This is a genomic window from Streptomyces sp. CA-294286, assembly GCF_050947155.1.
Taxonomy (GTDB): Bacteria; Actinomycetota; Actinomycetes; order Streptomycetales; family Streptomycetaceae; genus Streptomyces.
Window position 1 is genome coordinate 2,211,678 of sequence record NZ_CP192005.1, and the last position, 16,604, is coordinate 2,228,281.

Consider the following 16,604-nt stretch of genomic DNA (forward strand, 5'->3'; position numbering starts at 1 on the left):
CGCCCGCACAGCCGCTCGGAGGGTGGTACGGGCGGCACTCCGCGCGACGGCGGCCGGGTGGGCGTACGGTCGGGAGCATGCGCACTGTCATCGCGGGTGGACATGGTCGGATCGCGTTGCGGCTGGAGCGTCTGCTCGCCGCGCGCGGAGGTGAGGTCGCGGGCATCGTCCGTGACCCCGGGCAGAGCGGGGACCTGCGGTCGGCGGGCGCCGAACCGGTCGTCCTCGACCTGGAGTCGGCCTCGGTGGAGGAGGTCGCGGCGGTTCTCCGGGGCGCCTCGGCGGCGGTTTTCGCGGCCGGGGCGGGGCCGGGCAGCGGAGCCTCGCGGAAGGACACGGTGGACCGGGACGCGGCGGTCCTGTTCGCGGACGCGGCACAGCGGGCGGGGGTGCGCCGCTACGTGGTGGTGTCCTCGATGGGCGCCGACCCCGAGCACCCGGGCGACGACGTCTTCGACGTGTACCTGCGGGCCAAGGGCGCGGCGGACGCGGACGTCCGGGGCCGGGACGGCCTGGACTGGACGATCCTGCGGCCGGGGATGCTGACCGACGACGCGGGCACCGGGCTGGTGTCGCTGGGGGTCTCCACCGGGCGCGGTCCGGTCTCCCGGGACGACGTGGCGGCCGTACTGGCCGAGCTGCTGGAGACGCCCTCCACGGCGGGCCTGACGCTGGAGCTGATCGGCGGAAGCGTGCCGGTGTCGGTGGCGGTGAAGGACGTGGCCGGGAACTGAACGCCGGGGCCCCTCGACGGGCCCCAGCCCACCGTGACGAAGGAGTGTCATGCCGTACGAACCCGTGATCGTGGAGCGGGAGGAGCAGCCCTACGCGGCGATTCGGGGGCGGGTCAGGACGGACGGGTTCGCGGTGCTGGCCGACCGCGTTCCGGAACTCTTCGGATGGCTCGCGGCGCGGGGAACGGAACCGGTGGGCGGTCCGTTCTTCCGGTACGACCTGCTCGGCGCGGCGGGCGAGTGCGAGGTGGAGGCGGGCATTCCGGTGGCGGTGGCGCCGACGCCGGAGGGCGACGTCCTGTCCGGTGTGCTGCTGGCCGGGCGGTACGCGACGGTGACGCACTTCGGTCACCCCGACGGGCTGGCGGAGGCCGCGTCGGCGCTGCTGGCGTGGGCCGCCGTCGAGGGCCTGGAGTGGGACATGACGGCGACGCAGGACGGTGAGCGCTGGGGTGCCCGGCTGGAGACGTACAGGACCGATCCGCGCGTGCGGCCCGACCCGCGCGAGTGGGAGACGGAGCTGGCCTTCCGACTGGCGGGGTGAGGCTCCCGGAGGCAGGGTTCCCGGGACGGGTGCCGGGGGCCCGCGGCCGGCCCGGACCGGGCGTGGCGGAATCCGGCGCCACAGGGCAAACCCAAAGGCCCCTGATCCGCGTTTCCGCAGATCAGGGGCCTTCTTTTGTGGCGGCGCCAGGATTCGAACCTGGGTAGGCTAAGCCGACGGATTTACAGTCCGTTCCCATTGGCCACTCGGGCACACCGCCATGGGATGTCTCCGCGGATCTTCGCCTCGCGGCGCTTTTCCCTGGGGACGACGTAAACGATACCCGATGACCAAGGGTGCTCCGCCACCGGATTGATCCGTGCCCCGCGTCCGGCCGGGTGGCTAGGCTTTGCCCCGTACCCCCAAGGCTTTACGCCGTACCCCGTCACCCACATCAAGGAGCCACAGCACATGGCCGACTCCAGTTTCGACATCGTCTCGAAGGTCGAGCGGCAGGAGGTCGACAACGCCCTCAACCAGGCCGCGAAGGAGATCTCCCAGCGCTACGACTTCAAGAACGTCGGCGCCTCGATCTCCTGGTCCGGCGAGAAGATCCTGATGGAGGCGAACTCCGAGGAGCGCGTCAAGGCCATCCTCGACGTCTTCGAGACCAAGCTGGTCAAGCGCGGCATTTCGCTGAAGGTGCTGGACGCGGGCGAGCCGCAGCTGTCCGGCAAGGAGTACAAGATCTTCGCCTCCATCGAGGAGGGCATCTCGCAGGACAACGCGAAGAAGGTCGCCAAGATCATCCGCGATGAGGGCCCCAAGGGCGTCAAGGCGCAGGTGCAGGGCGACGAACTGCGCGTCAGCTCGAAGAGCAGGGACGACCTCCAGGCCGTGCAGGCACTGCTCAAGGGCAAGGACTTCGACTTCGCGATCCAGTACGTGAACTACCGCTGAGGCGGCACTGACGCGACGACGGTCTCCGGACGGGGGCGGTGGGCGGCTCCGGGCCGGCCCCCGCCCCCTTCGCGTGCGCGGCGGGGGTGGGCGGCCGGGGCCCGGTCGGCCACGGTGGAGGGCCGTGTCCGAATACCGCCGGATCACCGCTCGCCGGGGGCGCAGACTCGGGTCGACAAGCGCGGTGGCCGCCGCGCGGAGAGGATGGGGACATGAGGGTCTACGCGCACCTCGACAGCCCGCTGGGCGAGTTGCTGCTGGTCGGCGAGGCGTCGGCGGCGGCTGCGGGCGGGGTCGCCCTGTTCTCGCTGTCGGTGCCCGGACAGAAGGGCGGGGCCGAGGTCCAGGACGGGTGGCGGCACGCGCCGGAGGCGTTCGGTGCGTTGGCGGAGCAGCTGAAGGCGTACTTCGCCGGGGAACTGCGCCGGTTCGACGTCGCGTACGCGCGGGGTTCGGGGACCGGGTTCCAGCGACGCGTGTGGGATGCGGTGGACGCGATCCCGTACGGGGAGACGACGTCGTACGGGAAGCTCGCGGCGTCGATCGGGGCGTCCCGGCCGGCGGTGCGGGCGGTCGGCACCGCGATCGGGCGCAATCCGCTGCTGGTGCTGCGGCCCTGCCACCGGATCGTCGGGGCGGACGGGTCGCTGGCGGGGTACGCGGGCGGGCTGGAGCGGAAGCGGTGGCTGCTGGACCTGGAGGCGGGCTCGCGGGTGTGAGGGGGAGGCCGGGGCGAGGGGCGGAGCAGTGGACGGGGGAGGCCGGGGCGAGGGATGGCCCCGTGGCGGGCTGAGGCTGTCGTTGACGGAAGACCCGGGGTGGGCGGGAGGTGGGCGCGAGCCGGAGGCCCGGGTGGGCGGGAGGTGGGCGCGAGTCGGAGGCCCGGGTGGGCGGGGGCCGTCGCCGGCGGAAGGCCCCCGGTGTGCGGGAACGTCGTGATCGGAGGCCCTGGTGTACGGGAGGCAGTCGTCGGTCGCAAGCCCTGACAGGCGGGAAGCTGCCGTCGGCGGGAGGCCCTTGTGGGCGGGAGAGTGGCGCGAGCCGGAAGCCCGGGTGTGCGGATGGTTGTCGTGAGCGGGAGGCCGTCGTGACCGAGGGGCCGTCGTGAGTGGGCTGTTCTCGTTGCCGCGGGAGGAGGTCGCGCCCGGGGCCGTGCACGTGCCCGGGTGGCTGTCGCCGGAGGAGCAGCGGGAGCTGGTCGTGGTGTGCCGCGGGTGGGCTCGTGGGCCGGTGCCGATCCGACGGACGAAGCTGCCGGGCGGCGGGGTCATGTCGGTGCGCTCGGTGGGCGTGGGATGGCACTGGCAGCCGTACCGCTACTCGCGCACGGCGGACGACGTCAACGGCGCGCGGGTTGCCGCCTTCCCGGACTGGCTGGCGGACCTGGGCCGTCGGGCGCTGGTCGACGCGTACCAGGACGAGCACGCGGCGGACGGGTACGCACCGGACGCCGGGCTGATCAACTTCTACGACGGTGACGCCCGGATGGGCATGCACCAGGACCGGGAGGAGCGGTCCGGTGCGCCCGTGGTGTCGCTGAGCATCGGCGACAGCTGCGTCTTCCGTTTCGGCAATTCGGAGAACCGCGGAAGGCCCTACCGGGACGTGGAGCTGGGGTCCGGGGATCTCTTCGTCTTCGGGGGGCCTTCGCGCTTCGCGTACCACGGGGTGCCGAAGGTGCGGCCCGGAACGGGCGATCCGGCGACCGGGCTGGCGAGTGGCCGCCTGAACATCACGTTACGGGTGACGGGTCTCGGCTGATCCGCGGCGGCGCCGTCACCGGTGCGAGCGGGAGTGGCCGAAGAGGATCCGGTAGGCGATGAGCAGGACGAGCGAGCCGCCGATGGCGGCGATCCAGGTCGGGCCGTCGTAGAACTGGTTGGCGATCTCCCGGTCGAGGAAGCGGGTGGAGATCCAGCCGCCGAGGAAGGCGCCCGCGATGCCGATCAGCGTGGTGCCGACCAGTCCGCCCGGGTCGCGGCCGGGCAGCAGGACCTTGGCGATGACTCCGGCGATCAGGCCGAGGACGATCCAGCCGACGATGCTCATGTGGGGTCCCCCCGTGGGTTCGTGCGGGTGCACGCGCGCGGCGCGTGTGTTCTCTCTCGTACGGGAGGACGCAGCCGACGCCGTGGAGGTTGCGCAGGTCAGCGGGTGCCGAAGGGCTGGTCGGTGGGGACGATCTCCTTGCCCAGCGGCAGCAGGGAGACCGGAATGAGCTTGAAGTTGGCGATGCCGAAGGGAATGCCGACGATCGTGACGCACAGCGCGATGCCGGTGACGATGTGTCCGAGCGCCAGCCACCAGCCCGCGAGGACCAGCCACAGGACGTTGCCGACGCAGGACGGGGCGCCCGCGTCCCGGCGGTCCACGACGGTCTGCCCGAAGGGCCACAGGGCGTAGAGGCCGATGCGGAAGGCGGCCAGGCCGAACGGGATGCCGATGATCGTGACGCACAGGAGGAGACCGGCGAACAGATAGCCCAGGAAGAGCCAGAAGCCGCTCAGGACCAGCCAGATGAGGTTGAGGAGTGTCTTCACGGGCGGGAGCCTGCCATCCGTTCGAGTCGGGCGATGCGTTCCGCCATGGGCGGGTGGGTCGAGAACAGCTTCGCCGTGCCCCCGCCGGGGCGGAACGGGTTCGCGATCATCATGTGGCTCGCGGTCTCGATCCTCGGCTCGGGGGGCAGCGGCAGTTGTTTCGTACCCGCGTCGAGCTTGCGCAATGCGCTGGCCAGGGCGAGAGGATCGCCGGTGAGCTGGGCGCCGGACGCGTCGGCCTCGTATTCGCGGGAGCGACTGACGGCGAGCTGGATGATCGAGGCGGCCATCGGGCCCAGGATCATGATCAGCAGCATGCCGAAGATGCCGGGGCCCTCGTTGTCGTTGGACCTGCCGACGGGGATCAGCCACGCGAAGTTGACCAGGAACATCACGACGGAGGCGAGGGCTCCGGCGACCGAGGAGATCAGGATGTCCCGGTTGTAGACGTGACTGAGCTCGTGGCCGATGACGCCGCGCAGTTCGCGTTCGTCGAGGATCTGGAGGATGCCCTCGGTGCAGCAGACCGCGGCGTTGCGCGGGTTGCGGCCGGTGGCGAAGGCGTTGGGGGCCTGGGTGGGCGAGATGTAGAGGCGGGGCATCGGCTGGCGGGCGGCCGTGGAGAGCTCGCGGACCATGCGGTAGAGCTGGGGGGCCTCGAACTCGCTGACGGGGCGGGCGCGCATGGCGCGCAGGGCCAGCTTGTCGCTGTTCCAGTACGCGTACGCGTTGGTGCCGAGTGCCACGCAGAGCGCGACGAGCAGCCCCGTACGGCCGAAGAAGCTGCCGATGACGAGGATGAGCGCGGACAGTCCCCCGAGGAGTGCGGCTGTCTTCAACCCGTTGTGCCGGCGGTGCACGGTACGCCCTCCAGATGGTGCGGCAGGGGAACACCTGAGTCGGTGGTTCTTCCACTGGTCAGTGGACCTTCCTTACCTGGTCAACGCCAGGCGGGGGTCGCTAGTTCCCTTGTGCACCAAGAGGGGGGTTGGGCCGTTCGGGTCGGGTCTGGCGCGGTTACTGGAAGAGCGTGCCGGTGGCGAAGCGGAGGATGAGCTGCGGAACGCCGGACAGGACGATTCCGGCGGCGAAGGTCAGGACGATCGCCAGCGCGAGGGGAACGGGGACGGGCAGGCCGGGCCGACGGGGGGCCTCTCCGCCCTCCGCGGATGCCGGTGCGCCCGCTGCGGTCTCGTGGGGGGCCCGTGTGCCCGCTGCGTCCTCCTGCCGGGTCCGTGTGCCCGCTGCGGTCTCCTGGGATGCCGGTGCGCCCCCTGCGGCCTCCCCGGGGGCCGGAGCGCCTTCGGGGGTGCGGAAGAGCAGCGCCGTCCACTGGAGGTAGTAGAACAGCGCGATCACGACGTTGACGGCCATGACGACGGCCAGCCAGCCGAGGCCCGCGTCGACCGCCGCCGAGAAGACGGCGACCTTCGCGAAGAGGCCGATGATGCCCGGGGGCAGACCGGCCAGGCACAGCAGGAAGAAGCCCAGGGCGAGCGCGGCCAAGGGGTGGGTGGCGTACAGGCCCCGGTAGTCGCAGAGCCGGTGCAGTGGCTTCGTACGGGCGACGACGGCGGCCACGGCGAACGCGCCGAGGTTCACGACGGCGTACATCAGGGCGTACGCGACGGTGGAGCCGATCTGGGCGTCGCTGGTGTACGCAGCCGCCGCGATCGGGACCAGGAGGTAACCGGCCTGCCCGACGGACGACCAGGCGAGGAGGCGGATCGCGCCACGCGCGCGCGTGGCGGACTGGCGCAGGGCGGCGACGTTGCCGACGGTCATGGTGAGGGCCGCGAGGACGGCGAGCGCCGGGCCCCAGACGTCGGCGTACGACGGGAAGGCGACGACGGTGACCAGGATGAGCCCTGAGAAGCCGACCGCCTTGCCGACGACGGACAGGTAGGCGGCGACCGGGAGGGGCGCGCCGGCGTAGGTGTCGGGGACCCAGAAGTGGAAGGGCGCCGCGGCGGTCTTGAAGGCGAAGCCGACGAGGGTCAGCGCGACGCCCGCCTGGGCGAGCGTGTCGAGCTGGGCGGGGACGTCGTCGAGGCGGGTGGCGATCTCGGTGAGGTGCATCGTGCCGGTCGTCGCGTACACGAAGCTGACGCCGAGGAGCATGACGGCGGTCGCGGTGACCGAGGAGAGGAAGAACTTCAGGGCCGCTTCGGAGGACCGCTTGTCGCCGCGGCGCAGCCCGACGAGGGCGAAGGCGGGCAGCGAGGCGACTTCGAGGGCGACGACGAGGGTGGCGAGGTCGCGGGAGGCGGGCAGCAGGGCCGCTCCGGCCGCGGAGGACAGCAGCAGGAACCAGTACTCGCCCGCGGGGAGCCGTTTGTCGTCCTTGGCGGCGGTGAGCGACAGGAGCGCGGTGAGGAGGGCGCCGCCGAGCACGAGGGCCTGGATGGCCAGGGCGAAGTAGTCGGCGGTGTAGCTGCATGCCGTGGGGTCGTCGACCAGGCAGAAGGTGGTGCGGTCGCCCTTGCGGAGGGGGATCAGGGAGAGAAGGGCGACGGCGAGGCCCCCGACGGAGGCGAGGCCCAGGAGGTGCTTGCGGCTTTCCCGTACGAAGAGGTCGGCGACCAGCACGAGGAGGGCGACGGCTGCCACGACGACGGGCGGGAGGACGGCGAGCCAGTCGATGGTCTGGACGACGGACTCGGCGGCCGTCCGGGCGGGGCCGGTGGCGCCGGTGACGGTCACGGTGACGGCTTCTGCGGCCACGGTCACGACTTGCCTCCTGCGAGGAGCTTCTGGACGGCCGGGTCGGTGAGGCCGAGGAGGACTGCGGGCCAGAGGCCGGCGAGGACGGTGAGGGCGACGAGCGGGGTCCAGGCGGCGAACTCGTGGCCCTGGACGTCGGCGACGGGTTCGGCGTTCGTCCGCCGCTCCCCCATGCAGACGCGGCGCACGACGATCAGCAGGTACGCGGCGGTGAGGAGCGTGCCGAAGCCGGCGACGGCCATGAAGGTGAGGAAGGCGGGGCGGCTGAGCCCTTCGGCGGGGTCGAACGCGCCGAACATGGTGAGCATCTCGCCCCAGAACCCGGCGAGTCCGGGCAGTCCGAGGGAGGCGACGGCGCCGAAGGCGAGGAGGGCGCCGAAACGGGGGGCGCTGCCGTAGAGGGCGGCGCCGGTGGCCCCGGCGAGGGTGTCCAGGTCCGCGGTGCCGTAGCGGTCCTTGAGCGCGCCGACCAGGAAGAACAGCAGGCCGGTGATCAGGCCGTGGGCGATGTTGGCGAAGAGGGCGCCGTTGACGCCGGTGGGGGTCATCGAGGCGATGCCGAGGAGGACGAAGCCCATGTGGCCGACGGAGGAGTACGCGATGAGGCGCTTGAGGTCGCCGTTGTTCCCCTTGCGGGCGAGGGAGAGGCAGGCGAGGGATCCGTAGACGATGCCGACGACCGCGAAGGCGGCGAGGTAGGGGGCGAAGGTGTGCATGCCTTCGGGGGCGATCGGCAGGGCGATGCGGACGAAACCGTAGGTGCCCATCTTCAGCAGGACGCCGGCGAGCAGGACCGAACCGACGGTGGGGGCGGCCGTGTGGGCGTCCGGGAGCCAGCTGTGCAGCGGCCACATCGGGGTCTTGACGGCGAGGCCGACGGCGATCGCGAGAACAGCTGTGACCTGCACGGACGTGGTCAGGCCGCGGCCGTTGTCAGTGGCGAGTGCCACCATGTCGAATGTGCCGGACTTCAAGCCGATGAGGAGGAGGCCGAGCAGCATCACGACGGAGCCGAGCAGGGTGTAGAGGATGAACTTCCAGGCCGCTCGCGTGCGCCCGCCCGCCGCCCGGCCACCACCCCTCGTCGAAGCGCTGCGCGCTGCCCCCGCTTCGCCTCCCCAGCGTGCGATGAGGAAGTACATCGGGATGAGGACCATCTCGAAGGCCAGGAAGAACAGGATCAGGTCGAGGACGGCGAAGGTGGCGAAGGTGCCGGACTCCAGGACGAGGAGGAGCGCGACGAATGCCTTCGGGGACGGGCCCGCGGGCATCTTGAAGTAGCTGTGGAGCGCGCAGAGGAAGGTCAGCAGCGCGGTCAGCACGAGGAGGGGGAGCGAGATGCCGTCGACGCCGAGGTGGATCCGGATGTCGAGCGCCGGGATCCAGTGGAGGTTGGTCGTCGCCTGCATCCTCGCGGGGCGGCTGTGGTCGAAGCCGAGCACGAGGACGATCGCGGCGAGGAGGACGACGCCGGTGACGACGACCCCGTGCCGCAGGACGGCCTGGTCGGGGTTCTTGCCCTTCAGCCCCGGGGGCGCCGGGAGGAAGGCGGCGGCCGCGCCGACGAGCGGGCCGACGACGATCAACGCGAGGAGGAACTGCATCACGGATTCGCTGATATCGATCATGGCTCACGCTCCGGCGGCGGCGACGAGGACGGCGGCGATCGCCAGGACGACGGACCCGGCGAGCAGGACGCCGAGGTAGGTCTGCACGTTGCCGGTCTGGGCGCGCCGGACGGCGGTGCCGAGCCAGCGCGGGAGGGCACCGGCGCCGCGTACGTAGGTGTCGACGACCTCGCGGTCGAGGAAGCGGACCAGTTCGGCGGCGGCCCGCACCGGGCGGACGAAGAGGGTCGCGTAGAGGGCGTCCAGGTGGAAGCCGGTGGCCGCGTGGCGGTGCAGGGGGCCCAGGAGGAGACGGCCGGGGTCGCCGGGATCGGGGGCGGAGGCGATGTCGCCGTGGGCGGCCGGTGGGGTCTCCCCCGCCCGAACGGACTGGAGATCTCGGGGAAGGGCGGCGCTGGCCGTTTCCTCGGAGCTGGCGGCGGGGTCCGCGTTCGGGTGCGCGGAGACCGCGCCGAGGGGCACGTTGCTGCCCGCCCGGTAGCGCAGGGCGCGCCAGGCGGCGTACGTCATGATCCCGCCGACGGCGGCGACGCCGGTGCCGAGGACGGCGGTGGTGACCGTCGGGGTGAGGGCGTGCACGTCGAACCAGCCCGCGAGTTGTCCGACGGCCAGGCCGAGGGCGAGGGAGGGGACGGCGAGGACCCACAGGACCGCGCTCGTCGCGATCGGCTGACGGCCGTGCTCCGGGGCGGCGGGGCCGTGGCCGCGGAAGGCGAGGAGCCAGAGGCGGGTGGCGTACGCGGCGGTGAGGAGTGCGGTGAGCAGACCGGAGAGCAGGACGATCCAGCCGGCGCCGGACGGGGCGGTGGCAGAGTCGCCGAGGGCGGTGTGCTCGGCGGCGACCAGGACGGCTTCCTTGGAGAAGAAGCCGGCGAACGGGGGCATGGCGGCGAGGGCGAGGAGCGCGATCGTCATCGTCCAGTAGGCGTCCGGGATCCGCTTCGGGAGGCCGCCCATGCGGGACATGGCGGTCAGGGAGTTGGTGCCGGCGGCGTGGATGATCACGCCGGCGCCGAGGAAGAGGAGGGCCTTGAACGCGCCGTGGGAGAGGAGGTGGAAGACGGCGGCGCCGCGGTCGCCGACGGCGAGGGCGCCGGTCATGTACCCGAGCTGACCGATCGTGGAGTAGGCCAGGACGCGTTTGATGTCGTCCTGGGCGAGTGCGGCGAGGGCCGAGCCGACCATGGTGATCGCGGCCATCACCGCGAGGACGGTCAGGGCGGCGGCGGAGGCGGCGAAGACGGGGAGGAGGCGGGCCACGAAGTAGACGCCGGCGGCGACCATCGTCGCGGCGTGGATCAGCGCCGAGACGGGCGTGGGGCCCGCCATCGCGTCCGGCAGCCAGGTGTGCAGCGGGAACTGCGCCGACTTGCCCGCCACGCCCGCGATGAGCAGGAGCGCGATGAGCGTGGGGTGCTGGAGGCCGCCGGAGGCGACGGTGTTCAGGATGCCGGTGATGCGGAACGTGCCGGCGTCGGCGGCGAGGGCGAACAGGCCGAACAGGAAGGGGACGTCGCCGAGCTTGGTGACCAGGAACGCCTTGAGGGAGGCGGCGCGGGCTTCGGGCGTCTCCCAGTAGTGGCCGACGAGGAAGTACGAGCAGATGCCCATGACCTCCCAGCCGACCAGCAGCACCATCAGGTCGCCGGAGTAGACGACGAGCAGCATCGCGGAGGTGAAGAGGGAGACGAGGGCCGCGTACGAGGCGTAGCGGGGGTCGTCGCGCAGGTAGGCCGTCGAGTAGACCTGGACGCAGGTCGCGACGACGGTCACCAGGACGGCGACGAGGGCCGCGAAGCCGTCGATGTGCAGGGCGAGGTCGATGGGGACGGAGCCGGTGGGGGTGAGCCGGGTGGCCGCGTCGATCGCCTTTCCGCCGCCCTGGTGCACGGCGACGGTGAGCGCGAGCGCGAGTGCGGCGAGCGTCGGGAGGATCGCCAGCGGGCGTGCGAAGCCGGGAGTCCTGCGCCCGACGAGCAGGCCGGCGGCGGCGCCCAGGAACGGGAGGAGGGGGACGAGGACGGCGAGGGTCGTGGTGGTCACGCGGCGGCCTCTGCCTTCTGTGCCGGGCCGTCGGGGGCTTGGGTGGCGTCGTCGGGGTCGTGCTGTTCGTCGGCCGTCTCGGCGGTGTCGCGGAGGGCGTCGATGTCCGAGGTGCCGCGGTTGCGGTACACCATCAGGACGATCGCCAGCCCGATGCCGATCTCGGCGGCGGCGATGGCGATGGTGAAGAGGGTGAGGGCCTGTCCGGAGTGCAGGGTGTCGCGGAGCCAGACGTCGAAGGCGACCAGGTTGAGGTTGACGGCGTTGAGCATCAGCTCGACGGACATCAGGACCAGGATCGCGTTGCGGCGGGCGAGAACCCCGTACAGGCCGACGCAGAAGAGGAGCGCGGCGAGGACGGCCGGGTAGGCGAGGTGCATCAGCGCTGCTCCTTCTGCGTCGGCTCGCTCGGATCCGTCGTCGGGGGGCGGCCGGGGGTCTCCTGTGCGGGCCGGTCGGGATTGCCCACCGCGGTTCGGCCGGGGGCCTGCGCCCGTCGGCGCGCGCTGGGCTTCCCAGGCCCACCGGAGGACCGCGGCCCCACTGTGGTTCCGGGCTCCTCGGCGGCTGACGCGTTCTTGCGGGAGAGGACGATCGCGCCGACCAGGGCCGCCAGCAGCAGGACGGAGAGTGCTTCGAAGGGGAGCACCCAGTGCTGGAAGAGGATCCGGCCGGTCACCTCGGTGGAGCCCTGTACCGGCCCTTCCAGGTCGATCCAGGTGTGGCGGAACGCGTCGACGACCACCCAGACGAGGGCGCCGGCCGCCGCGACGGCCACCGCGAGGGCGACCGGCCGGTTGCCCGAATCCGCGTCCGGGGAGCGGCCGATGGGAGCTCTGGTGAGCATGAGGCCGAAGAGGAGGAGGACGACGACGGAGCCGACGTAGATCAGGACCTGCACCCAGGCGATGAACTCGGCGGTGAGCAGCAGGTACTCGACGGCGAGGCCGCCGAGGGCGACGACCAGCCAGAGGGCGGCGTGCACGAGCTGCTTGGTGGTGACCGTGATGACCGCCGCGCCGAGGGTGACGACGCCGACGAGCAGGAACGCGATCTCGACACCGGTCGGGGAGAGGAAGCCGGGGCCCGTGGCGGCGAGGGTGGTGGTCGTCGTGATCACGCCGGTCCCTCCTGGTCCTGGGCGGCCTGCTGTTCCCGGGCCGCTTCGGCCTCCGCCGCCTGCCGGGCCCGGAGCTTGTCGGCGGTCTTGCGGGCGGCCGCGATCTCCTTCGGTTCCTCCGCGCCCGGATCGAGGGCGGGGGGCTCCGGAACGGTCCACATCCACTCGCGGAGCTTGTCCCGCTCGTGGGTGAGTTCGTGGATGTCGGTTTCCGCGTACTCGAACTCCGGCGACCAGAAGAGGGCGTCGAAGGGGCAGACCTCGATGCAGATCCCGCAGTACATGCAGAGCGAGAAGTCGATCGCGAAGCGGTCGAGGACGTTGCGGCTGCGTTCGCGTCCGCCGGGGGCCGTGGGCGGCATCGTCTCCTTGTGGGAGTCGATGTAGATGCACCAGTCGGGGCACTCGCGGGCGCACAGCATGCAGACCGTGCAGTTCTCCTCGAACAGGCCGATCACTCCGCGTGAGCGCGGTGGGAGTTCGGGCTGGGTCTCGGGGTACTGCGCGGTGACGGTCTTCTTCGTCATCGTGCGGAGGGTGACGGCGAGGCCCTTGGCCAGGCCGCTCCCGGGGATGGGTGCCATGACTACTGGATCGCCACCTTCACGATGCCGGTGAGCGCGATCTGCGCGAGTGCGAGCGGGATGAGTACGGTCCAGGACAGCTTCTGGAGCTGGTCCTCGCGCAGCCGCGGGTAACTGACCCGCAGCCAGATCACAACGAACGCGAGGACCGCTGTCTTGAGCAGGGTCCAGACCCAGCCGAGGCCGTCGGCCCCCCAGGGTCCGTGCCAGCCGCCGAGGAACAGGACGGTGGTCAGGCCGCAGACGATGACGATGCCCGCGTACTCGGCGAGCAGGAACAGCGCGAAGCGCAGGCCCGTGTACTCCGTGTACGCGCCGAAGATGATCTCCGAGTCGGCGATCGGAGCGTCGAACGGCGGGCGTTGCAGCTCCGCGAGCCCGGCGGTGAAGAAGACGAGCGCCCCGATGATCTGCCAGGGCAGCCACCACCACTCCCAGGCGTTCAGGATGCCGCCGAGGGAGACCGTGCCGGCCGCCATCGCCACGGAGGCGGCGGCGAGCAGCATGGGGAGTTCGTACGCGAGGAGCTGCGCGGCGGTGCGCAGACCGCCGAGGAGCGAGAACTTGTTGGCCGAGGCCCAGCCCGCCATCAGGGAGCCGAGCACGCCGACACCCATGACGGCGAGCACGTAGAAGATGCCCGCGTCGATGTGCTGGCCGACGGCGCTCTCGCTCGGGCCGATGGGGATGACGAGCAGGACCAGGAGGTACGGGAGGAGGGCGAGGGCGGGGGCGAGCTGGAAGATGCGGCGGTCGGCCCCGGCCGGTACGACGTCTTCCTTCTGCGCGAACTTCACGCCGTCGGCGACGAGCTGGGCCCAGCCGTGGAAGCCGCCCGCGTACATGGGGCCGAGGCGGCCCTGCATGTGCGCCATCACCTTGTGCTCGGTCTGGCCGACCAGCAGGGGCAGGACCAGGAAGAGGACGAAGACGAGGAGCAGGCGGAGGGCGACGTCGAGTACGTCGTTCACGCGGGATCGCCTCCGGCGGGGGTGGGAGGAGTGTCGCCGGGCTCGTTCCGGCGGTCGGCGGTGCCGGATTCGGATTCGGGCTCGGGTGGGCCGTCGTCGGCACTGGAGTCGGGCTCGGACCGGGTCCGGCCGTCGGCGGCGACGGTGCCGGGCTCGGGGTCGGGCTCGCGCTTGGGGGCGCCCGCGTCGGGTTCCGGCACGCGCTTGGGGGCGCCCGCGTCGGGTTCCGGCACGCGCTTGGAGGCGCCCGCGTCGGGTTCGGGCAGACGGTCGGTGCCGTCTGCGTCGACCTCGGTCGGGCGGTCGGCGTCCTGACCGGTACGGGCGACGGGCGCCGGGGCCGGGGCGGCGCGCCGGGCGGGGTCCGGGTCCTCGAAAGCGGGGCGGGCGTGGTGCCACGGGGCGTCGGAGCTGCGTACCGGCGCAGGGGCGGATTCCGGCACGGCGGCATCCCGCCGCATGGACTCCGGCACGGCGGACTGGGCTGCGTCGGGCTCCGATGCCGCCGCCTCGGGGACTGCCGTCTGCGGGGCGACGGAGCCCGTGGTGCCCGACGCTGGTGCGGCGGGCTCCGTCGCGCCCGGCTCCGGTGCGGCGGGGCCGTGGACGGCTCGCTCAGCCCGTGCCCGCTCCGACGAGGGGCCTGCCTGGGCGTTGAGGTCGGTGGGCGAGGGGTCGGTGGCGGAGGGTTCGGACGCGGCAGGTCCGGACTTGCGAGGCGCCTGCGTCCCGGATTCGGGAGACGTCCGCGTCCCGGATTCCGGTACGGCGGCCTGCGACGCCGAGCCCTGGCTCGCGCTGCGCGAACGGCGGGCCGGAGCAGCCGAGGCCGGGGCAGTCGGCGCACCCGACGTGGCCTCCGGCGACGCCTGCGACGCCGAACCCTCCGTCACGCCGCGCGAACGGCGGGCCGGAGCAGCCGAGGCCGGGGCAGTCGGCGCACCCGACGTGGCCTCCGGCGACGCCTGCGACGCCGAGCCCCCGGTCGCGCTGCGGGTGCGGCGGGCGGGGCGGTCCGCGGCTGCTTCCGCGCGGGCGCCGGCGCCCGCGGCTCGGGCGCCCCGGGCGGGGCGGGCCGCGGCGGCGGGGAGTTGTCCCTTGAGGGGGCCCCATTCGTTCGGGTCGGGGACGCCCGGCGGCAGCATCTGCCGGCGCTTGGGGCCTCCGTGGTCCGACTCGCCGGGCTCCTTCGCGCCGGGCCACGCCTTGGCGACGCGGGCGGCCAGCACGAAGTCCTTGCGCAGGGGGTGGCCCTCGAAGGTGTCCGGGAGGAGCAGGGGCGCGAGGTGCGGGTGGTCGGTGAAGGCGATGCCGAACATCTCGTGCGTCTCGCGCTCGTGCCAGCCCGCGCCCGCGTACACCCCGGTGGCCGTGGGGAGGGCGGCGGCGCTGTGCGGCACGGTCGTACGGATGAGCAGCCGGCGTACCGTACGGCCTTCGAGCGAGACCACGTGTGCGGACACGAGGAAGCCGGTGCCGGGCTCGTCGACCGCGCTCAGCCAGTCGAAGTACGTGCACCCGAGCATGTCCCTGGCGGTCTCCAGGGCGGTGATCCACGAGCCGGCGGGCACGTCGACGGTCAGCAGGTCGTACGCGCGCCCGGCCGTGGCCTCCTCGCCGAACACCTCGGTGACGGAGTCGGGCAGGCCGTCGTAGGCGCTCACTGGCCACCAACTCCCGGGGCGGGTGCGGGCGGAGGGCTCACCAGGTCGCTCTGCAGAGCGGTAACGGACGGGCGGCCCGCCGAGTTCCCGTAGCGGTCGGCGAGGGACTCGCGGGCGATTTTCTCCTGGAGCTTGAGGATGCCCTGGAGGAGCGCTTCGGGGCGGGGCGGGCAGCCGGGCACGTACACGTCGACCGGAATGATCTGGTCGACGCCCTTGGTGACGGAGTACGAGTCCCAGTACGGGCCGCCGCAGTTGGAGCAGGCGCCGAAGGAGATCACGTACTTCGGTTCGGGCATCTGCTCGTACAGCCGCTTGACGGCCGGGGCCATCTTGTCGGTGACGGTGCCCGAGACGATCATGAGGTCGGCCTGGCGCGGGCCGGGCGCGAAGGGGATCACGCCGAGCCGGATGAAGTCGTGGCGGGCCATGGAGGCCGCGATGAACTCGATCGCGCAGCAGGCCAGGCCGAAGTTGAACACCCAGAGGCTGTAACGGCGGCCCCAGTTGAGGACCACCTTCATCGGCTCGGGCGCGAGGCGGGAGAGGACTCCCAGGCGCTGCGGGGAGGGGAGGTCCACCGGAGCGCCCCTCGGGTCCGGAGCGGGGGTCACGGCCGGGGTCCCGGCGGGAGTCACGTCCATTCGAGGACGCCCTTCTTGTATGCGTACAGCAGGCCCACGGTCAGGAAGCCGAGGAAGACGAACATCTCGACCAGTGTGGTGGCGCCGTAGCCGGGCGCCGCGAAGACCGTCGCCCACGGGAAGAGGAAGATCGAGTCGACGGCGAAGATCACGTAGAGGAACGCGTAGACGTAGTAGCGGACCTGGGTGTGCGCCCAGCCCTCGCCGACGGGGTCGACTCCGCACTCGTACGTCATGAGTTTCTCGGGGGTGGGCGCCACGGGGCGCAGCAGGCGTCCCGCGCCGAAGGCCACCGCGACGAAGAGCACGCCGAGGGCCGCGAGCAGGCCGACCACGGAGTAGCCCTGGAAGTAGTCGGCGGCGAGTGCGGGGGCGTCCGCCGGGGGCTGTGGCATCGCGTCCTGCGGCCTCACGTGCGCCGCCGCTCTTCGGTCGGCACGGTCGGTTCCGGCACGTCCCGTCCCTCCGGTCGTCGATCTGTCACGCACGGGAGTCTAGGGCCTGGTTG

18 protein-coding genes and 1 tRNA gene are annotated in these 16,604 nt (G+C 72.3%); 5 read left to right on the forward strand and 14 right to left on the reverse strand.

Translation table 11 applies throughout. The features are described 5' to 3' along the window. The first annotated feature begins 77 nt into the window (after positions 1-77). Positions 78-734: an SDR family oxidoreductase gene (locus ACQPZG_RS14490; RefSeq protein ID WP_433546179.1), complete on the forward strand. Its 657-nt coding sequence runs from the start codon at positions 78-80 to the stop codon at positions 732-734. Positions 735-783: 49 nt separating this feature from the next. Beyond that, positions 784-1,278, forward strand: coding sequence for a GyrI-like domain-containing protein (locus ACQPZG_RS14495; RefSeq protein WP_433546180.1), 495 nt, complete (start codon positions 784-786; stop codon positions 1,276-1,278). Between the two features lie 138 nt (positions 1,279-1,416). Here ACQPZG_RS14495 and ACQPZG_RS14500 read toward each other — a convergent pair. Then, positions 1,417-1,498: transfer RNA gene (locus tag ACQPZG_RS14500), tRNA-Tyr, on the reverse strand. A 191-nt stretch (positions 1,499-1,689) separates the two neighbouring features. Here ACQPZG_RS14500 and ACQPZG_RS14505 point away from each other — a divergent pair. The 3 genes from ACQPZG_RS14505 to ACQPZG_RS14515 all read left to right on the forward strand — a co-directional run bounded on the left by ACQPZG_RS14505 (position 1,690) and on the right by ACQPZG_RS14515 (position 3,939). Beyond that, entirely contained in the window at positions 1,690-2,178 is a 489-nt protein-coding gene (locus ACQPZG_RS14505) for a YajQ family cyclic di-GMP-binding protein (protein ID WP_185027964.1), read from the forward strand. A 212-nt stretch (positions 2,179-2,390) separates the two neighbouring features. Further along, complete coding sequence (locus ACQPZG_RS14510) at positions 2,391-2,897, forward strand: methylated-DNA--[protein]-cysteine S-methyltransferase (protein ID WP_433546181.1); 507 nt, start codon at positions 2,391-2,393, stop codon at positions 2,895-2,897. A gap of 385 nt (positions 2,898-3,282) precedes the next feature. Beyond that, a complete protein-coding gene (locus ACQPZG_RS14515; protein ID WP_433546182.1) occupies positions 3,283-3,939 on the forward strand; it encodes an alpha-ketoglutarate-dependent dioxygenase AlkB family protein in 657 nt (218 codons plus the stop codon). Between the two features lie 15 nt (positions 3,940-3,954). Here the strand turns inward: ACQPZG_RS14515 and ACQPZG_RS14520 are convergent, their stop codons facing one another. The 13 genes from ACQPZG_RS14520 to ACQPZG_RS14580 form a co-directional block, all read right to left on the reverse strand. Continuing rightward, a complete protein-coding gene (locus tag ACQPZG_RS14520; RefSeq protein ID WP_433546183.1) occupies positions 3,955-4,227 on the reverse strand; it encodes a GlsB/YeaQ/YmgE family stress response membrane protein in 273 nt (90 codons plus the stop codon). A gap of 98 nt (positions 4,228-4,325) precedes the next feature. Next, positions 4,326-4,718, reverse strand: coding sequence for a YccF domain-containing protein (locus tag ACQPZG_RS14525; RefSeq protein ID WP_433546184.1), 393 nt, complete (start codon positions 4,716-4,718; stop codon positions 4,326-4,328). Beyond that, the gene (htpX, locus tag ACQPZG_RS14530; protein WP_433546185.1) at positions 4,715-5,578 is read right to left on the reverse strand and encodes a zinc metalloprotease HtpX; all 864 of its coding nucleotides are present in this window, start codon (positions 5,576-5,578) and stop codon (positions 4,715-4,717) included. The genes ACQPZG_RS14525 and htpX overlap by 4 nt, the downstream gene beginning before the upstream one ends. A 157-nt stretch (positions 5,579-5,735) precedes the next feature. Next, the gene (locus tag ACQPZG_RS14535) at positions 5,736-7,442 is read right to left on the reverse strand and encodes an NADH-quinone oxidoreductase subunit N (protein ID WP_433549406.1); all 1,707 of its coding nucleotides are present in this window, start codon (positions 7,440-7,442) and stop codon (positions 5,736-5,738) included. A 2-nt stretch (positions 7,443-7,444) separates the two neighbouring features. After that, a complete protein-coding gene (locus tag ACQPZG_RS14540) occupies positions 7,445-9,070 on the reverse strand; it encodes a complex I subunit 4 family protein (protein ID WP_433546186.1) in 1,626 nt (541 codons plus the stop codon). 3 nt (positions 9,071-9,073) lie between these two features. Further along, positions 9,074-11,113, reverse strand: coding sequence for an NADH-quinone oxidoreductase subunit 5 family protein (locus ACQPZG_RS14545; RefSeq protein ID WP_433546187.1), 2,040 nt, complete (start codon positions 11,111-11,113; stop codon positions 9,074-9,076). Beyond that, positions 11,110-11,493, reverse strand: a complete 384-nt coding sequence (gene nuoK, locus ACQPZG_RS14550; RefSeq protein WP_433546188.1) for an NADH-quinone oxidoreductase subunit NuoK — start codon at positions 11,491-11,493, stop codon at positions 11,110-11,112. Before nuoK ends, ACQPZG_RS14545 begins: the two co-directional genes overlap by 4 nt. Beyond that, positions 11,493-12,233 carry an NADH-quinone oxidoreductase subunit J family protein gene (locus ACQPZG_RS14555; protein WP_433546189.1) on the reverse strand — a complete coding sequence of 247 codons (741 nt, stop codon included), beginning with the start codon at positions 12,231-12,233 and terminating at the stop codon, positions 11,493-11,495. Before ACQPZG_RS14555 ends, nuoK begins: the two co-directional genes overlap by 1 nt. Continuing rightward, entirely contained in the window at positions 12,230-12,817 is a 588-nt protein-coding gene (locus tag ACQPZG_RS14560; RefSeq protein ID WP_433546190.1) for a NuoI/complex I 23 kDa subunit family protein, read from the reverse strand. Before ACQPZG_RS14560 ends, ACQPZG_RS14555 begins: the two co-directional genes overlap by 4 nt. A gap of 2 nt (positions 12,818-12,819) precedes the next feature. Continuing rightward, a complete protein-coding gene (locus tag ACQPZG_RS14565; protein WP_433546191.1) occupies positions 12,820-13,788 on the reverse strand; it encodes a complex I subunit 1/NuoH family protein in 969 nt (322 codons plus the stop codon). After that, entirely contained in the window at positions 13,785-15,452 is a 1,668-nt protein-coding gene (locus ACQPZG_RS14570; RefSeq protein WP_433546192.1) for an NADH-quinone oxidoreductase subunit C, read from the reverse strand. Before ACQPZG_RS14570 ends, ACQPZG_RS14565 begins: the two co-directional genes overlap by 4 nt. Then, on the reverse strand, positions 15,449-16,096 hold the full coding sequence (locus ACQPZG_RS14575) for an NADH-quinone oxidoreductase subunit B (RefSeq protein ID WP_433546193.1): 648 nt from the start codon (positions 16,094-16,096) through the stop codon (positions 15,449-15,451). The genes ACQPZG_RS14570 and ACQPZG_RS14575 overlap by 4 nt, the downstream gene beginning before the upstream one ends. Then, on the reverse strand, positions 16,087-16,491 hold the full coding sequence (locus ACQPZG_RS14580) for an NADH-quinone oxidoreductase subunit A (RefSeq protein ID WP_433546194.1): 405 nt from the start codon (positions 16,489-16,491) through the stop codon (positions 16,087-16,089). The genes ACQPZG_RS14575 and ACQPZG_RS14580 overlap by 10 nt, the downstream gene beginning before the upstream one ends. Positions 16,492-16,604 lie beyond the last annotated feature (113 nt).